At 44.9% G+C, this 16,980-nt stretch carries 15 protein-coding genes; 2 read left to right on the top strand and 13 right to left on the bottom strand.

Going from position 1 to position 16,980, the window contains the following annotated elements; all coding sequences use genetic code 11:
* Positions 1–25 precede the first annotated feature (25 nt).
* The 13 genes from CXM95_RS01255 to CXM95_RS01195 form a co-directional block, all read right to left on the bottom strand.
* Positions 26–1,213 carry an iron-containing alcohol dehydrogenase gene (locus tag CXM95_RS01255; RefSeq protein ID WP_005232552.1) on the bottom strand — a complete coding sequence of 396 codons (1,188 nt, stop codon included), beginning with the start codon at positions 1,211–1,213 and terminating at the stop codon, positions 26–28.
* Between the two features lie 198 nt (positions 1,214–1,411).
* Positions 1,412–2,116 carry a purine-nucleoside phosphorylase gene (deoD, locus tag CXM95_RS01250; protein WP_005226852.1) on the bottom strand — a complete coding sequence of 235 codons (705 nt, stop codon included), beginning with the start codon at positions 2,114–2,116 and terminating at the stop codon, positions 1,412–1,414.
* Positions 2,117–2,141: 25 nt separating this feature from the next.
* Positions 2,142–2,960 (bottom strand): purine-nucleoside phosphorylase, encoded by an 819-nt coding sequence (locus CXM95_RS01245; RefSeq protein ID WP_008376402.1) that lies wholly within the window; start codon positions 2,958–2,960, stop codon positions 2,142–2,144.
* A gap of 10 nt (positions 2,961–2,970) precedes the next feature.
* Positions 2,971–4,137, bottom strand: coding sequence for a phosphopentomutase (gene deoB / locus CXM95_RS01240; RefSeq protein WP_008376404.1), 1,167 nt, complete (start codon positions 4,135–4,137; stop codon positions 2,971–2,973).
* A 194-nt stretch (positions 4,138–4,331) separates the two neighbouring features.
* Positions 4,332–5,285, bottom strand: coding sequence for an ABC transporter permease (locus CXM95_RS01235; protein ID WP_005232556.1), 954 nt, complete (start codon positions 5,283–5,285; stop codon positions 4,332–4,334).
* The gene (locus tag CXM95_RS01230; protein ID WP_005226844.1) at positions 5,285–6,436 is read right to left on the bottom strand and encodes an ABC transporter permease; all 1,152 of its coding nucleotides are present in this window, start codon (positions 6,434–6,436) and stop codon (positions 5,285–5,287) included. Before CXM95_RS01230 ends, CXM95_RS01235 begins: the two co-directional genes overlap by 1 nt.
* Complete coding sequence (locus tag CXM95_RS01225; protein WP_005232559.1) at positions 6,429–8,039, bottom strand: ABC transporter ATP-binding protein; 1,611 nt, start codon at positions 8,037–8,039, stop codon at positions 6,429–6,431. Before CXM95_RS01225 ends, CXM95_RS01230 begins: the two co-directional genes overlap by 8 nt.
* 137 nt (positions 8,040–8,176) lie before the next feature.
* Complete coding sequence (locus CXM95_RS01220; RefSeq protein WP_008376407.1) at positions 8,177–9,295, bottom strand: BMP family lipoprotein; 1,119 nt, start codon at positions 9,293–9,295, stop codon at positions 8,177–8,179.
* Between the two features lie 63 nt (positions 9,296–9,358).
* A complete protein-coding gene (locus CXM95_RS01215) occupies positions 9,359–9,757 on the bottom strand; it encodes a cytidine deaminase (RefSeq protein ID WP_008376409.1) in 399 nt (132 codons plus the stop codon).
* A gap of 54 nt (positions 9,758–9,811) precedes the next feature.
* Complete coding sequence (gene deoC, locus CXM95_RS01210) at positions 9,812–10,474, bottom strand: deoxyribose-phosphate aldolase (RefSeq protein ID WP_008376411.1); 663 nt, start codon at positions 10,472–10,474, stop codon at positions 9,812–9,814.
* Positions 10,475–10,487: 13 nt separating this feature from the next.
* Positions 10,488–11,789 carry a pyrimidine-nucleoside phosphorylase gene (locus CXM95_RS01205; RefSeq protein ID WP_101698776.1) on the bottom strand — a complete coding sequence of 434 codons (1,302 nt, stop codon included), beginning with the start codon at positions 11,787–11,789 and terminating at the stop codon, positions 10,488–10,490.
* A gap of 123 nt (positions 11,790–11,912) precedes the next feature.
* Positions 11,913–12,932 (bottom strand): LacI family DNA-binding transcriptional regulator, encoded by a 1,020-nt coding sequence (locus CXM95_RS01200; protein WP_005226832.1) that lies wholly within the window; start codon positions 12,930–12,932, stop codon positions 11,913–11,915.
* A gap of 250 nt (positions 12,933–13,182) precedes the next feature.
* Entirely contained in the window at positions 13,183–13,788 is a 606-nt protein-coding gene (locus CXM95_RS01195; RefSeq protein ID WP_061053625.1) for a class I SAM-dependent methyltransferase, read from the bottom strand.
* 336 nt (positions 13,789–14,124) lie between these two features.
* Between CXM95_RS01195 and coaA the strand changes: the two genes are divergently transcribed.
* Positions 14,125–15,048, top strand: coding sequence for a type I pantothenate kinase (gene coaA, locus CXM95_RS01185; protein WP_087664785.1), 924 nt, complete (start codon positions 14,125–14,127; stop codon positions 15,046–15,048).
* An 80-nt stretch (positions 15,049–15,128) separates the two neighbouring features.
* On the top strand, positions 15,129–16,694 hold the full coding sequence (gene guaA / locus CXM95_RS01180) for a glutamine-hydrolyzing GMP synthase (RefSeq protein WP_086332897.1): 1,566 nt from the start codon (positions 15,129–15,131) through the stop codon (positions 16,692–16,694).
* Positions 16,695–16,980: the final 286 nt, after the last annotated feature.

Raw genomic sequence — 16,980 nt, 5'->3', positions numbered from 1 at the left:
GTCGCAGGAACGGTCTGTTTAATGATTAAAGATAGGTTGAAGGAGTCAAGGAATCTTGGTAGATTGCGATCACGTCTTCTTCTTGTAGCGGTACATACGCATTTGTTGCAATAGAGCTGAATTGAACTGCTTGAGCCGCCATTTCAGCAAAATGAGTGTCATCGGCGATTCCCACTTCTGGCAAAGTCATCGGAATATCGCAAGAAGCAAAAAAGTCATACAGTTTTTGAATCCCCATTCGGGCAGCTAATTCTGGCACTGCTTCTTGGACACCAAAGACTTCTCTGGCAAAACGCGCAAATTTCGGCGCCGTTTCTTCATTCAATACATGAAGCATCCAGCGTGGGGTCAGGATCGCTAAGCCGATGCCATGGGTAATGTCATAAAACGCACTCAACTCATGCTCCATCGCATGACAAGACCATGCACCACCCTTGCCGCTTCCAGTCAAACCATTTAAGGCTAAGGTGCTCGCCCACATCAAATTCGCCCGTGCGTCATAGTCCGAGGGATCCTTTAATGCGATGGGCAGATTTTTAATGACTGCTTTTAGCAATCCTTCTGCTACACCGTCTTGGACATCTGTTCCTTCTGTTTTACTGAAATAATTTTCAATCAGATGGCTCATGATATCCGCTGAACCGGCAGCCGTTTGATAACGACTGACACTAAAGGTCGTTGTTGGATCTAAAAAGGATACTTTCGGTAAAAATTCGGGTCCGTGAACGCCAAGTTTTTGTTTCGTTTCTAGATTAGAGATCACTGCGCCGCGATTCATTTCACTGCCGGTAGCCGCAAGGGTCAAGATCGTTACTAATGGAATCGCTGGTCCTTGATAGCTTCTGGAAAGTACTAAGTCCCAAGGCTCTTGCTCACTGCAAGCCGCCCCAGCAATCACTTTGCTGCAATCAATTACAGAACCGCCGCCAACAGCTAAAATGACGTCGATCTTTTCTGAACGACAAAGAGCGGCTCCTTGACGAACGGTTTCGATTCGTGGATTTGGATCGACACCAGTCAATTCAGTGACTTGATTGCCGTTGGCAGTCAATTGCGCCATGACTGCATCGTACAAGCCGTTTTTCTTGATACTGCCGCCACCATAGACTAGCAAGACGTTTTTTCCAAATGTATTCAGTACTTCTGGCAATTCGTTCAGACGGTCTTTCCCAAAACGAATGTCCGTCGTTACATGAAACGTAAAATTATTCATTGTCTCGTCTCCTTTTTACACCTTTTCTTTTCATTAAACCATTTTCTGGCAAAAGTGCAACGCTTCTTCGTGGCTTTTTGCCAACAAAAAAAGATAACACATTCTCGGTTGCATGCAAACCAATACGATTTGGCTGCTTGCTCTCTCAAAAGCAAGCAGCCCTCGCATCGTTCATGCACCGATCCTGTGGTATCTTTTTTACGCAATCGCTGTTTCTAAGCCAACTTTGATCATGTCGTTAAACGTCGTTTGTCTTTCTTCTGGCGTTGTTTCTTCTCCAGTGATGATGTGGTCGCTGACAGTACAGATCGCTAAGGTTTGAACGTGGAATTTCGCCCCTAAATAGTATAAGGCTGCGGCTTCCATCTCAACACCCATCACTCCAAGGTCTGCCAACTGTAACGTTTCCGTCATGTCATCTTTGTAGAAGGTATCTTCAGATAAGATGTTGCCGACGTGGGTCGTAAATCCTGATTCAATCGCTGTATCATAGGCTTTACGCAGCAGTGCAAAGTCAGCGATTGGTGGGAAATGGAAACTTTGGAAGTTTTTTGCCACCATCGATGAACTTGTTGCTGCCGCTTGGGCAATCACAAGATCACGCACGTGGACATCTTTTGAGATGGCACCACACGTACCGACCCGAATCAATTTCTTCACGCCGTAAGAGTTGATCAATTCATGGGCATAGATGCTCGCTGAAGGCATGCCCATGCCGGTTCCTTGGACAGAGACCCGCTCGCCCTTATAAACGCCTGTATAGCCCAACATTCCCCGAACATTGTTGTAACAGATCGGGTCTTCTAAAAATGTTTCAGCAATATATTTTGCCCGCAGTGGATCACCTGGTAACAAGATTTTGTCTGCGATCTCGCCTGCTTTTGCTTCGATATGAACGCTCATTCGTTTTTCTCCTTTGGTCTGCTTTTTATAGTACTGCTAACGTTTCTTTGATCAACGCTTTAAATTCTGCCTTGACCCGTTCCGTCGTTTCCACGACTTCTTCGTGATTCAAGCTCGCTTGCATACCAGCAGCCAAGTTTGTGATGCAAGAAACACCTAAGACTTTCAAGCCACTGTGAACAGCAACGATCACTTCTGGGACAGTCGACATACCGACAGCATCGGCACCGATCGTCCGAGCAAAGCGGATCTCTGCTGGCGTTTCATACGTAGGACCTGAGAAGCCCATATAGACGCCTTCTTTTAAGTGCAATCCTTTTGATGCGCCAACTTTTTGTGCCGCTTCCCGATAAGGCAAATGGTAAGCTTGGCTCATATCTGGGAAACGTGGACCCATTTCTTCTTCGTTTTCACCAATCAGTGGGTTGTCCCCCATAAAGTTGATTTGATCGGTGATCAACATCAAGTCTCCAGGCTGGAAGCTTTCGTTCACACCGCCACAGGCATTGGTCACGACTAAGGAATGAGCTTTCAATGCCGCCATCACACGGACGGGGTAAGTGACCGTCTGCATCGAATGGCCTTCATAATAATGGAATCGTCCTTGCATCGCTAAGACTTTTTTCCCAGCTAATGTTCCATAGACCAATTGTCCAGCATGACCGACCACTGTCGAAACAGGAAAATGCGGGATATCGTTATAAGGCAACACGATTGGATTTTCGATCTCATCGGCTAGTTCACCTAAGCCAGATCCTAAAATCAACCCAAATTCCACTTCACCGACGCCGCTTCCTTTGATAAATGCCGTTGTTTCTTGTAATTTCTCATGTAACGTTGTCATTTCATCACCTCTAATTTAAATGTTTTAAAAAGCTTGTTCCGTTTTCTGTAGCTGAAACACCAAAGTTTTCAGCGATCGTTGCGGAAATATCCGCATAGTAGCCTTGTGGCAATTGGCCTTGGCCTTGAAATTTCTTGCTGTACGCTAGTAATGGCACATATTCTCTCGTGTGATCCGTTCCCGTAAAGGTTGGGTCATTGCCGTGGTCAGCTGTGATCAACAGCAGATCCTCGTCTCCCATTGCTTCTAAGAGTTCTGGAATACGCAAATCAAAATCTTCAATGGCGTGGGCATACCCTACGACATCGCGACGGTGACCATAAAGCGCATCGAAGTCGACTAAGTTCGTAAAGCTTAGACCCGTAAAGTCTTGTTTCATCACCTTCAATAATTGATCCACACCGTCCATATTGCTCTTCGTCCGTACAGAATCGGTGATTCCTTGCCCGTTGAAGATATCATTGATTTTCCCAACGGCGATCACGTCTTTTCCAGCTTCTTTCAATGAATCTAACACTGTATGGCCAAATGGATCGAGTGCGTAGTCATGACGATTGCTCGTACGAGTAAAGTTTCCAGGCTCACCGACATAAGGACGCGCGATGATGCGGCCGATCATATACGGCTCATCTTTCGTGATATCCCGAACGTACTGACAAATACGATACAATTCTTCTAATGGAATGATTTCCTCATGAGCGGCGATCTGCAACACTGGGTCAGCCGAAGTGTAAACGATCAGATCCCCGGTCTTCATTTGATGTTCGCCAAAGTCATCAATGACTGCTGTCCCAGAATACGGCGCATTGCAGACGATTTTGCGTCCAGAGAACGCTTCGATCTGTTGCAATAATTCATCGGGAAACCCATCTGGAAATACGCGGAAAGGCTTTTGGATATTCAAGCCCATGATCTCCCAGTGACCCGTCATCGTATCTTTCCCAACAGAAACTTCTTCCAATTTGGTTGCATACCCATCATGGTCAGCTACCGCCTTTACGCCTTCTAAAGGACGAATCGTCCCTAGGCCTAATTGTTCCAAGTGAGGGATCGTTAAGCCTGCTTCTTTTGCAATATGGCCTAATGTATCTGAACCGACATCACCAAAAGCTGCCGCATCAGGTGCTTCACCAATTCCGACTGAATCCATCACGATCAAGTGTACACGTTTAAACATTCTATTCCCTACTTTCTTTATTTTATGCTTTTACAAGCGGATCTACTACCTCTATCATACTAAACTTAAGCAAAAATTGCGCTGGGTTGCTTTGGAAATTTCCTGACGCTTTCCTTTCACCCAGAGGATAGAAAAAGGGCAGGACGCAGCAACACATTCATGTCCCATAGCCCCACCCTTTCATACTGAAAAAATTATTTAGATTTAATGTAGTTCTTCCCGTTAGCTTTCGGACCAGCAGCTTTTCCAAGGAAAAGAACGAGCACGATGATCGTCAAGGCATAAGGCGCAGCTTGTAAGTAAACTGCTGGAATGGAAGAGATGATTGGCAGCTGGCCACCTACGATACTGATGTTTTGCGCGAAACCGAAGAAAATCGCTGCGCCCATCGCACCAAGTGGATTCCATTTACCAAAGATCATCGCAGCCATCGAGATAAACCCTTGACCGGCGATCGTTGTCACAGCAAAGCGACCCGCGATCGATTGAGCAAACAAGGCACCGCCCATCCCACCAAGGAATCCAGAGATCAAGACGCCTGAGTAACGCATCACGTAAACATTGATCCCTAAGGTATCAGCTGCTTGAGGATGCTCACCGACAGAACGAAGACGCAACCCAAAGCGTGTTTTGAAAATCACGAACCACGCGATCACTGAGATCAAAATAGCGAAGTACGCCGGTAAGAACGTTTGATTAAAGAAAATCGGGCCAATGATAGGAATATCTTTAAGAATCGGGAAATTGAAATACCCCAATGTCCGTTGGATGTTATCGGTTTGCCCTTTATTGTAGATCGCTTTAACTAAGAACACGGCCAAAGCTGGTGCCATCAAGTTCATCACCGTACCACTGATGATGTGGTCTGCACGGAAGTTGATGGTTGCCACCGCATGCAGCAAGGAGAAAACCACACCGACAAGTCCGCCGACGAGCATCCCTAACCACGGTGTCCACGCACCAAATTGTGACGCAAATTCAATATTGAAAACAATCGAGCTAAAAGCACCCATAACCATGATTCCTTCAAGACCCACGTTAACGATCCCGCTTCGCTCTGAGAACACGCCACCTAGCGCCGTCAAAATCAGAGGAGACGCATAAATCAATGTTTGAGTGACGATCGAAGAAATTAAACTAATATCCATTAGATGGTTCCTCCTTCCTGATCTTGATCGTTTGGTTGGGCTTCAATCTCCTGTACGACCAGCGCTTCTTTTTTGCCGTCAAAGATTTTTGCCAACAAGAAACGAATCACAAAACTGATCGCTACGAAGAAAATAATAATTGCGATATTAACATCAACTAATTCAGATGGAATACCTGCAAACTGCATGCCTTGTCCACCTAATTTCAAAATACTGAACAAGAGGGCTGAAAGCAAGATTCCGATCGATGAGCCGCTTCCTAACAAGGATACAGCCATACCGTCAAACCCGATGCTTAATGATGACCCTTGAACGAAGAAGTTTTCAAACGTTCCTAGTCCTTGAACAACTCCACCTAATCCGGCAAGTGTCCCAGAGATGATCATGGAGATAATGATCGTCCGTTTGCTGCTCATCCCAGCATATTCAGAAGCGCTTGGGTTCAAGCCCACCGCGCGGATCTCATAACCAAGAGTGGTTTTTTTCATCAAGAACCAAACCAAAACTAAGAAGATCAAGGCTAAGAAGATCCCTAAGTTCAAGCGAGAGTTGCTCGTGATGCTTGCTAGAAACGGCGTCTGCATGGAGGCATTTTCCCCCACCATTTTCGTGACCCCTTTTGTCGTGATCATGGATTCACTCATCACATTATTGACTAAATGGTTCCCCGTATAAAGCAAGATATAGTTCATCATGATCGTCACGATGACTTCACTTGTTCCAAAGAATGCCCGTAGGAAACCAGGAATCGCAGCTGCGATCGCCCCGCATAAAGCCCCTACGATCACGGCTAATGGCAAGACCACCAACCGAGGCGCATCCGGCATCGCCAGTGCGACCCAGATACTGGCAACCCAACCTGCTAGCGCTTGACCAGAAAGACCGATATTGAAGAATCCTGCTGAGTTTGCAACGGCAAATCCCAGAGCAGTAAAGATCAAGGGTCCTGCTGTAACAAAAATCTCACCAATGTTGCGGGCATTTAACCCACCTGTTTGTCCGTTGATAAAAACGGTCCGGAACATTTGTGTATACCCTGTGATCGGGCTGTAGCCGAAGGCCGCCATGATGATTCCGCCAAGGACGAATCCCAACAAGACAGCGATGATCGGCACTAATATATTGCGGATCTTTTCTTTGCGGTTATTCAACCGAACCACCTACTTCCTCCATTTGCAGCTCTCGTCTTGCTTCCTCCAAGGAGTACCCTGCCATCAACAAGCCAAGCTCTTTCTCTGATGTTTCTTTCGGATCAACGACCCCAACGATCTCACCAGCATGAATAACAGCAATGCGGTCTGATACATTCAAAATTTCATCTAATTCAAAGCTGACTAATAAAACAGCTTTGAACTTATCCCGTTGTTCAATCAAGCGTTTGTGGATAAATTCGATCGCTCCGACATCCAACCCACGGGTCGGATTGGCAACGATCAATAGATCAGGATCGCGGCTGATTTCTCGTGCGATAATCGCTTTTTGTTGATTCCCGCCGGACAATGCCCGTGCCGGTACGATCTCATTGACTGTTCGTACGTCAAATTCTTGAATCAAGTCACGAGCAAACTCGTTGATTTCTCCATAATCTAAGACACCTGCATTACTCAAAGGTTTTTTGTAGTAGGTTTGTAAGGCGATGTTTTCTGATAACATCATATCCAAGACAAGCCCGTATTTATGGCGGTCTTCTGGCACATGACCAACGCCGGCTTCGGTGACTTTCCGAGGCTTGAAGTTGGTGATGTCATCGCCATTCAGCAAGACCTTGCCACTTTCGACTTTCCGTAAACCAGTGATGGCTTGTAACAGCTCTGATTGCCCATTGCCATCGATCCCAGCAATCCCCAATACTTCACCTGCACGTACTTCTAAGCTTAAGTTTTTGACTGCTTCTAAGCCACGGTTTTCTTTTACGACTAAGTTTTCAACAGAAAGCACGACTTCTTTTGGTGACGCTTCTTTCTTCGGTGTCTTGAAGGACACAGAACGACCAACCATCATATCGGCCAACTGTTGCGAGCTGACGTCTTTGACATTGACAGTGCCGATCCCTTGTCCCCGACGGATAACTGTACAACGGTCTGCCACCGCTTTGATCTCATCCAGTTTGTGGGTGATCAAGATAATCGATTTGCCTTCACGCACCAATCCGCGCATGATTTCGATCAGCTCTTCGATTTCTTGCGGTGTCAAAACTGCCGTTGGTTCATCAAAAATCAGTACATCTGCGCCGCGGTAAAGAGTCTTCAAGATCTCTACCCGTTGTTCCATCCCGACAGAGATGTCACGCACATAAGCATCTGGATCAACCGATAAACCATATTGTTCAGAAACTTTTTTGATTTCTTTGCGGGCTTTCTTGCGATCTAACACACCGAGATGATGGGGTTCGCTCCCCAAAATGATATTTTCTGTTACAGTAAAGGCGTCTACCAGCATGAAATGCTGATGCACCATACCGATCCCCAATTTGTTTGCTGCGGTCGGACTCGTGATATTCACTTTTTCACCATTCATCCAGATTTCACCAGATGTTGGTTCCAATAATCCTGACAGCATATTCATCAAGGTCGACTTGCCCGCTCCATTTTCACCAAGCAATGCGTGGATTTCTCCCGGCCTTACTTGCAAGTTGACATCGTCATTGGCTTTGAACGTTCCAAACTCTTTGGTGATATGACGCATTTCTACAACATATTTTTCCTCAGCCAAATTACTCACATCCTTACTTTCTAATTCGCTTATACAAACCATTCGTCATGTCAAAAAAATAATTGCTATTGCTTAGGATGATTACTATCCTCATGAAAACCCTTAGCTTTCATCAACATAGTAATCCAACAACGATCATCTTGCCCTAAGCTAGGGCAAGATAACCGAAAAGCATAACTTTATTTTTCAGGTGTTTCTGGTACTTCTACTTTGCCGTCGATCACGTCTTGTTTCGCTGTTTCGATCGCTGCTTTGGCATCATCTGAAAGGAAACCTTCAGTAATGTCTACACCGCCATCTTTCAAGCCGTAAACAATGTGTTCGCCGCCAGGGAAGTTATCTTCTAACGCACGAGTTGAGATATCTTGTACCGCTGCGCCAACACCTTTCAATGTTGAAGCCAATGTGAAGTTATCTTCTTTGCCGTCAGCAGTTGTAAAATTACCTTCGTCTTGTTGATCGCTATCTACACCGATGACCCAAACTTTTTTGTCTTCTAGGTCTGCTTCGTTCAATTGTTCGTTGATTGCTTTTGCTTCTTGGAAGACACCTGCACCAGTACCGCCAGATGCGTGGAAGATTACGTCAATGCCGCTTTGGTACATTGAAGCTGCCAAAGCTTTCCCTTTGGCAGGATCACCAAATGATGCTGCATATTGAGGATCAACTGTGATTTCTTTGCCTAATTTTTCAGCTGCGTCTTGAACACCTTTCATGAAACCAGCTTCGAAACGGTCGATAACGACGCCTTCTTCACCACCGATGAAGCCGACTTTGTTTGTTTTGGTTGTATAAGCTGCTGCAAAACCAGCTAGGTAAGCTGCTTCGTTGTCTTTAAATGTTGCTGAAACAACGTTGTCTTTGCCTTCGATCACATCATCGATGATCCCGAATTGTGTATCAGGGTTTTGATCAGCTGCTGCTGCGATTGAATCTTTCAATAAGTAACCCACACCGAAAACTGTTTTGAAACCATTTTGAACGGCACCATTTACGTTTGTTGTGTATTCTGATGCTTCATTTGATTGCACGTAGTCATAACCACCAGCACCGCGAGCGATCCCGTGTTCTTCCCCCCATGCTTCTAAGCCTTCCCATGCGGATTGGTTGAATGAACGGTCATCCACCCCGCCGATATCGGTAACGATTGCGACACTATGCGCTGCATCAGTCGTACCGTCTGCAGAACCGCCACCAGTTGAATCAGTTGAACCTGAATTTCCTCCGCCACAAGCACCAAGTAAAGTCAACCCAGCTACTGCAACAATACCTAAACTAAATAATTTTGCTTTTTTCATTGCTGTAAAGCCCCCTAAAAATATAGTTTTTTTCAACAGCCGCATCGACTGAATGAACATGGTTTATAAATCTTTGTTCGTAAAGTAATAAGGCAATAGGCCTTCTACCGTGGTTTCTTTGATCACTCCATCATCGCCGACTAAGGTCACCGGCATATCTGGCGCACAAAATTCCACCATGACCTGGCGGCAAGCACCGCAAGGAGAGATCGGTTCTGGCGTATGACCCGCCACAACCAAATGTTGAAACTCTTTTTCGCCTTCAGAAACGGCTTTGAAAAAAGCGGTTCGTTCTGCGCAATTTGTTAAGCCATATGAGGCATTTTCAATGTTAATCCCTTGATATATCGTACCATTTTTGGCAACGAGACAAGCACCGACCGGAAACTTAGAGTACGGCACATACGCTTTATCTAAGGCGGAAACGGCGGTGTCGATCCACTCTTTTTTCGCTGTTGTCATTGTCTTCCCCGCTCTTGTTTTTATTTTTTGCTACTTTACTTAATAATGCTAAGCTTAGTAGCCAGCACCTGTTGAGCCAGTCACGATAGCAACACTTGCGCTTGTTCCTAAGCGATTTGCCCCCGCTTCGACCATAGCTGCAGCTTCTGCTTCGTTGTGGATACCACCGGAAGCTTTGACACCCATTTCTGGTCCTACTGTTTCACGCATCAAGCGAACATCTTCAATGACTGCCCCACCAGTTGAAAAGCCAGTTGAGGTTTTCACGAAATCTGCACCGGCTGCTTTGGCTAATTCACAGGCTTTGACGATTTCTTCGTTGTCTAGTAACGCTGTTTCAATGATTACTTTGACAAGCGCTTTGTCTTTGGCCGCTTCAACGACTGCTTCGATGTCTGCTTGAACTTTTTTGTATTGTTTTGATTTCAAGGCACCTACGTTAATTACCATATCGACTTCATCTGCGCCATTTTTGATCGCATCTGTTGTTTCATAAGCTTTGACTTCAGATGTGTTTGCCCCTAAAGGAAACCCGATCACGGTACAAACAGCCGTTGGTTCGCCTTGTAATTTTTCTGCTGCTAATGAAACCCACGTTGGATTGATGCAGACAGAATAGAAGTGATAGGTTTTTGCCTCTTCGATGATTCGTAAAACATCTTCCTCCGTTGCGTCTGCTTTCAAAATCGTGTGGTCGATCATGCGATTCAATTCCATTTTTATTCGCTCCTTATTCTGTAATAATGTCATGGATCAATGGCGGTTCTGCGCCATCTTCCCCAATTTCAATATTTTGGTCGATCAATGCTTTGACATCCTCGATTGCTTCGGTATTGCTATAGATCGTCAATAGCGATTCTCCTTCAGTTACGGATTCGCCAACTTTCTTATGCAATTTGATGCCCACGGCATGGTCGATGTCTTCGTCTTTGGTCTTACGACCTGCCCCTAACATCATCGCCGCGATCCCTAGCTCATTGGCAACTAATTTCGTCACCACGCCGCTAGTTTTCGCTGGGACCTCCACTTCATATTTCGCTGTCAAAATCTTGCTCGGGTCATCGATCACTGAAGCGTCTCCGCCTTGATCTATGATCATCTGTCTGAATTTTTCTAACGCTTTGCCTGAATGCAAGGCTTCTTCCAACAGTTGGCGTGCTTCTTCCAATGAATCAGCTTTTTTCGCTAAAACGACCATTTGGCTGCCCAGTGCATAGCACATTTCTTCCAAGTCTTTCGGTCCTTTTCCTTGCAGTGTATCAATAGCTTCCACCACTTCCAAACTGTTCCCGATCGCTTCCCCTAGAGGTTGTGACATATCAGAAATGACTGCCATCGTTTGGCGATTTGCCAATTTTCCGATGCGGACCATCGTTTGGGCTAAGCGTTTGGCATCCTCCAAGTTTTTCATAAAGGCGCCATCGCCTGTGGTTACATCTAACACGATCGCATCGGCACCTGCCGCGATTTTTTTACTCATGATCGAGCTGGCGATCAATGGGATCGAACTAACCGTTGCCGTCACATCTCGTAAGGCATACAGTTTTTTGTCCGCAGGAGCTAAATCTCCTGATTGACCGATCACGGCCACTTTGCTTTCGTTGACTAATCGGATAAAGTCGGCTTCAGAAAGCTCGATTTTAAATCCAGGGATCGCTTCAAGCTTGTCTAACGTCCCACCGGTATAGCCTAAGCCGCGGCCAGACATTTTCGCAACCGGTACGCCAACACTAGCCACTAATGGCGCTAGGATCAACGTGGTCGTATCACCAACACCACCAGTCGAATGCTTATCGACTTTGATTCCTTCAATTGAGGATAGGTCGATCACTTCGCCAGAATTTGCCATTGCTAGCGTTAAGTTCGTGATCTCTTCATCTGTCATATCTACATAAAAAATAGCCATCAACAAGGCACTCATTTGATAATCTGGAATACTTCCTTCAGTATACGCAGTTACAATGTAGTCAATTTCTTCCTTCGTCAATGACTTGCCGTCACGTTTCTTTTCAATTAAATCCACCATTCGCATCGAAATGACCCTCGCTTCCTTTAACATTATACAATAATTTTTCGTAGGGTAAACCACTTTAGTAAAACAGTTTACTAAATATCGCAAAACTATGAAAACACTTACAAGAAGAAATATACCGCATTATTTCTCGCTTGTCAATGTCTTCACGCTCTCACGAATAATTAATTTTGTATCAAAAATCTTATTTGGAATTCGCCGTGTCGGAAACTCAATGGCGTCCACTAAAAACTTCGCTGCGGTAAAACCGATTTCAAAGGTCGGCTGCATGACCGTGGTAAGCGGTGGTGTGATATATTCCGATAATTTCAAGGCATCAAAGCCGATCACCGAGTAGTCTTCTGGTACTTTTTTGCCAGCCTCATAAATCGCTTGATAACAGCCGATTGCCATGGCGTCGTTGCCGCAGAAAAACGCTGTGATCTCTTTGTACTTCAATAATTCCTTCGTTGCTTCGTACCCGCCGGTAACCGTTAATTCAGCATTTTCTACATATCGGCCTTTAAAAGGGATCTGATGGTCCTTCAAGGCATGGCGATAGCCATTGAACCGTTCCTCTAATTGATAGTAGCCGGTGATTTCTTTGAGCATCGCAATGTTGCGGTGACCGTTTTTGATCAAATAACTGACGGCTTGGTAGGCACCTTCGTATTCTTTCACGATTAAACGACCATTGTCCCGCTGATTGATCCCGCGATCGACTAAAATAATTGGTCGGTCATCAAAGAACCCGCTCTTCAAGGAATAATCCTCCGGCAGTAAATGCGGCGTCGCTAATAAGATACCATCTACCGAACGATGAGACAGTTCATTCAAATATTGAACCTCTTTTTCTTGGCTGTGGCGCGAATTGCATAACACTAGCATGTAACCTAGTGGATTGAAATAACTTTCCGCCCCTTCAATGACTTTAGAGAAAAAGAAATCCGTCACATCAGGCACGATCATTCCGATCGTTTTTGAATGGCGGTTGATAAGATTCGAAGCAAAAAAATCCGGCTTATAGTGATATTTATTTACGATATCTAAGACCCGCTTCCGGGTTTCTTCACTAAAACGGCTGCCTTTATTGTTTAGGATCTGCGACACGGTCGTGACAGAGACGCCAGCCATTTCAGCAATCTGTTTAATCGTCAATTTCATCTGCTTCTCTCCTCTCTTGCCTAAAGTGTAGCAAATTTTTCTCAAAAAAAATAGCACACTTTCAACAAGTGTGCGACTTTCTTTTTCGTTGATCAAAAATAGCCCGATGATATAGACAGCTGATTAACCAACGCTGCAATTGCCCGAAAGGCTGTTGGCAATAGGCTTTTTGAGAAACCAACTGGTCCAGTTGCTGCTAACCAGCGCTTGCCTTGGCGATGCCTTTGATCTGCTGAGAATCAAAGAGCAGCTACGCTTCTTTTACGCTTTGAATGATGTAATAGCCTTTGTCTTTTTTGATGATTTCGGCATTGCCAAAGGTCTCTTGCATTTTCTTTTGAGCACTCGGCGCCCCTTGTTTCTTTTGGATCACGATCGTTAAAGTCCCCCCTGTTTTTAGTAGCGGAAACGCCCCTGTCAAAATCTCATGGACGACTTCTTTTCCTGCCCGAATCGGTGGATTGCTGAGGATCGCCGCATAAGCAGGTTGATTTAATTGGGCATAGATATTGGATTGATGGATATCTACCTGTTCAATGCCGTTACGCTGGGCATTGCCTTTTGCCAAATCCACTGCCCGCTGATTGATATCGATCATCTCGACAGGTCGCTGACTTGCATAAGCCAACGACAAGCCAACAGGACCATAGCCACACCCAACGTCTAGCAAACTTCCTTCTGGCAGCTCCGCCCACTCAAACGCATCGATCAGCACCCGCGAGCCGTAGTCCACCGTCTCACGGGAAAACACCCCGCTATCTGTCACAAAATGAAAGTTCTTTCCTCTTAATTCAAACGACCACTGTTCAAAATCATGGGCCGTATCAGGATTTTCTGTATAGTAGTGATTACTCATGTTTATGCTCCTTTCTTCTATTCCCTTTTCGCTTGTTTTTTCTACTGGCTTCTACTGGTTTTTTCCTTGTTTCTTCTATTTGAACGAGTGAACATAGTGAAAACACCAATAAAAAGGCGTGCAAGATTTGTCTGCTGTTTCTTTCTAATCATACCGAAAAACAGCCAGAAGTAAACGCCCAGCAAAAAAAACAACGAAAAAACAGTTTTTTGTTGTTTCTGCAAAGGAAATCATGTCTTTTTTCCAAGTTCAGCTGGTTTCTATGGTAAAATACTTTCGAACAGTGGCCTATCGCTTCTAAGAGAAACCGATGATGCCGCAAAAAAGGAGCCTACTATGCAAGAAACCATGAATTTTTATCAAATTCCTCGTGAGCAATGGCAAGGGTTTTATACGAACGGAATGATGCCTTTCACTCAAGAAGAATTGGATAATATCAAAAGTTTGAACGACCGGATCTCGGTCCAAGATGTGGAAGATGTTTACGTGCCTTTATGCCATCTGATCCATCTTTATATGAAAGAGTTTGAATCATTGACCCTCAGCAAGGGACTCTTTTTACACCGCTATGTTAAAATGCCGCCTTTTATCATCGGCATCGCCGGAAGCGTCGCCGTCGGCAAAAGCACCACCGCACGGCTCGTCCAAAATTTGTTGGCCCGTTTGTTTCCCCGCAGAACCGTCCAACTGATCACCACTGACGGCTTTTTGTACCCGAACGAAGTCTTGGAAGAACGCGGCAACTTGAATCGCAAAGGATTTCCAGAAAGTTATGACATGGAAGCCTTGATCAACTTTTTGAATGCGGTCAAATCAGGAGAACCAGACATCCAGATCCCCGTCTACTCCCATGAAGTCTACAATATTATTCCTGATACGTATGAAACGATCAGTCAACCAGATATCTTGATCGTGGAAGGCATCAATACCTTGCAATTGCCTGCCAACCAACAAATCTATATCAGTGACTTTTTTGATTTTTCAATTTTCGTGGATGCCCAACCGGCACTGATTGAAAAATGGTATTTGGAACGATTTGAATCATTACTAGACACTGCCTTTCAAGATCCCAGCAATTATTATTACCAATATGCGATCGGGGATCGCAAGGAAGCGATTAAAATGGCAAAAGAAGTATGGAAAAATGTGAATTTAAAGAATTTACACGAGTATATCTTGCCTACACGCAGCAGAGCCGATATAATTCTTCATAAAACAAAGCACCATTTGATCGATGAAGTGTTCTTGCGCAAGTATTGACCGCTTCATTTTTATAATTATGCTGTTGAAAAGGCCCAGCCTTTTTTCAATAAAAACTAAAAGAATTGAGGTAATTTATTGTGACAAACGTTGACACTTTGCCAAACGTCGAAAAAATTATCGTACTTGATTACGGTAGTCAGTATAACCAGCTGATTACACGCCGTATTCGTGAGTTCGGTGTTTTCTCAGAATTATTGAGCCACCGCATTACCGCTGAAGAAGTAAAAGCGATGAATCCCAAAGGGATCATCTTATCTGGCGGACCAAACAGCGTCTACGACGAGAACTCTTTCGGCATCGACGAGAAAATTTTTGATTTAGGCATCCCAGTTTTAGGGATCTGTTACGGCATGCAGTTGATTACTTATAAATTAGGCGGAACAGTTGAACCTGCCAAAAACCGTGAATACGGCAAAGCAGAATTGGAAGTCACTTCTGATGCAGCGGCCCTTTTCCAAAACACGCCCGCAACCCAAACCGTGTGGATGAGCCACGGGGACTTGGTCACTCAAGCACCTGCAGGCTTTGATGTCGTGGCAACGAGCAAAGATTGCCCGATTGCTTCTATCCAAGATGCAGAACGCAAAATGTACGGTATCCAATTCCACGCAGAAGTTCGCCATTCAGAATACGGCAACGACTTATTGCGTCACTTTGCCATTGACGTTTGTCAATGTACAGGTGATTGGACAATGGACAACTTCATTGATATGGAAATCGCAAAAATTCGCGACCAAGTGGGCGACAAAAAAGTCTTGCTTGGTCTTTCCGGCGGGGTCGATTCTTCTGTCGTTGGTGTTCTTTTACAAAAAGCGATTGGCGATCAACTGACTTGTATTTTTGTTGACCACGGCCTCTTGCGTAAAGGGGAAGCCGAGCAAGTAATGGAAAGCTTAGGCGGCAAATTCGGCTTGAACATCATCAAAGTTGATGCCAAAGAACGTTTCCTATCAAAACTTGCTGGGGTTTCTGATCCTGAAGAAAAACGCAAGATCATCGGGAATGAATTCGTGTATGTCTTCGATGATGAAGCAACCAAACTAGCTGGCGATGAAGGCGTTTCTTTCCTTGCCCAAGGAACCCTTTATACCGACGTCATCGAATCAGGAACCGAAACTGCTCAAACCATCAAATCACACCACAATGTGGGTGGTTTACCTGAAGACATGCAATTCAAATTGATCGAACCATTGAACACCTTGTTCAAAGACGAAGTCCGTGAATTAGGGACTCAACTTGGCATGCCAGACAGCATCGTATGGCGCCAACCATTCCCTGGACCAGGTCTAGGTATTCGTGTCCTTGGCGAATTGACAGAAGAAAAACTAACGATCGTCCGCGACTCGGACGCAATCTTGCGGGAAGAAATCGCAAATGCCGGCTTAGACCGCGACATTTGGCAATACTTCACCGTCTTACCAGGCATCCGCTCCGTCGGTGTCATGGGTGATGGCCGGACCTACGATTATACCGTCGGCATCCGTGCAGTCACTTCAATCGATGGCATGACCGCTGACTTTGCCCGCATCCCATGGGAAGTCCTACAAAAAATCAGCGTCCGCATCGTCAACGAAGTCGCACACGTCAATCGAATCGTGTATGATATTACGAGCAAACCACCTGCTACTGTGGAGTGGGAATAAAGTAGCAACCTCACTTGGTTGCGAAATGTTGATTTAACAGTTTTTAGTTCACTTGGAATGGATAACAATGACCTGTTTTACCTAGGTTCACCACCAAAATCCCGTCAGATTTCTCTGACGGGATTTTTGATTTAGGCTTAATCTGACAACCCTTTCGGGAAAATACGATAAGAAATTGTTGATTCTCGTTAACTATGTTAATCCCAATAGTGGGACTAACGCTCATATTGGAAATCAGATACGATAAAATAAGCTTAAATGCTTTTATTGCCTAAGTTTCTATAGA

The sequence above is a fragment of the Enterococcus sp. CR-Ec1 genome (genome assembly GCF_002850555.1).
GTDB classification, from domain to species: Bacteria; Bacillota; Bacilli; order Lactobacillales; family Enterococcaceae; genus Enterococcus_D; species Enterococcus_D entomosocium.
This window is presented reverse-complemented; position numbering and strand designations above follow the sequence as displayed.

Bases quoted from the DNA above. Each gene is read 5' to 3' on its own strand.
- CXM95_RS01205 (WP_101698776.1), bottom strand. From the start codon at position 11,789: ATGCGAATGGTGGATTTAATTGAAAAGAAACGTGACGGCAAGTCATTG.
- coaA (WP_087664785.1), top strand. From the start codon at position 14,125: ATGCAAGAAACCATGAATTTTTATCAAATTCCTCGTGAGCAATGGCAA.
- CXM95_RS01225 (WP_005232559.1), bottom strand. From the start codon at position 8,039: ATGGTTTGTATAAGCGAATTAGAAAGTAAGGATGTGAGTAATTTGGCT.
- deoD (WP_005226852.1), bottom strand. From the start codon at position 2,116: ATGAGCGTTCATATCGAAGCAAAAGCAGGCGAGATCGCAGACAAAATC.
- CXM95_RS01220 (WP_008376407.1), bottom strand. From the start codon at position 9,295: ATGAAAAAAGCAAAATTATTTAGTTTAGGTATTGTTGCAGTAGCTGGG.
- CXM95_RS01245 (WP_008376402.1), bottom strand. From the start codon at position 2,960: ATGACAACGTTACATGAGAAATTACAAGAAACAACGGCATTTATCAAA.
- CXM95_RS01195 (WP_061053625.1), bottom strand. From the start codon at position 13,788: ATGAGTAATCACTACTATACAGAAAATCCTGATACGGCCCATGATTTT.
- CXM95_RS01255 (WP_005232552.1), bottom strand. From the start codon at position 1,213: ATGAATAATTTTACGTTTCATGTAACGACGGACATTCGTTTTGGGAAA.
- deoB (WP_008376404.1), bottom strand. From the start codon at position 4,137: ATGTTTAAACGTGTACACTTGATCGTGATGGATTCAGTCGGAATTGGT.
- CXM95_RS01215 (WP_008376409.1), bottom strand. From the start codon at position 9,757: ATGACAACAGCGAAAAAAGAGTGGATCGACACCGCCGTTTCCGCCTTA.
- deoC (WP_008376411.1), bottom strand. From the start codon at position 10,474: ATGGAATTGAATCGCATGATCGACCACACGATTTTGAAAGCAGACGCA.
- CXM95_RS01235 (WP_005232556.1), bottom strand. From the start codon at position 5,285: ATGGATATTAGTTTAATTTCTTCGATCGTCACTCAAACATTGATTTAT.
- CXM95_RS01200 (WP_005226832.1), bottom strand. From the start codon at position 12,932: ATGAAATTGACGATTAAACAGATTGCTGAAATGGCTGGCGTCTCTGTC.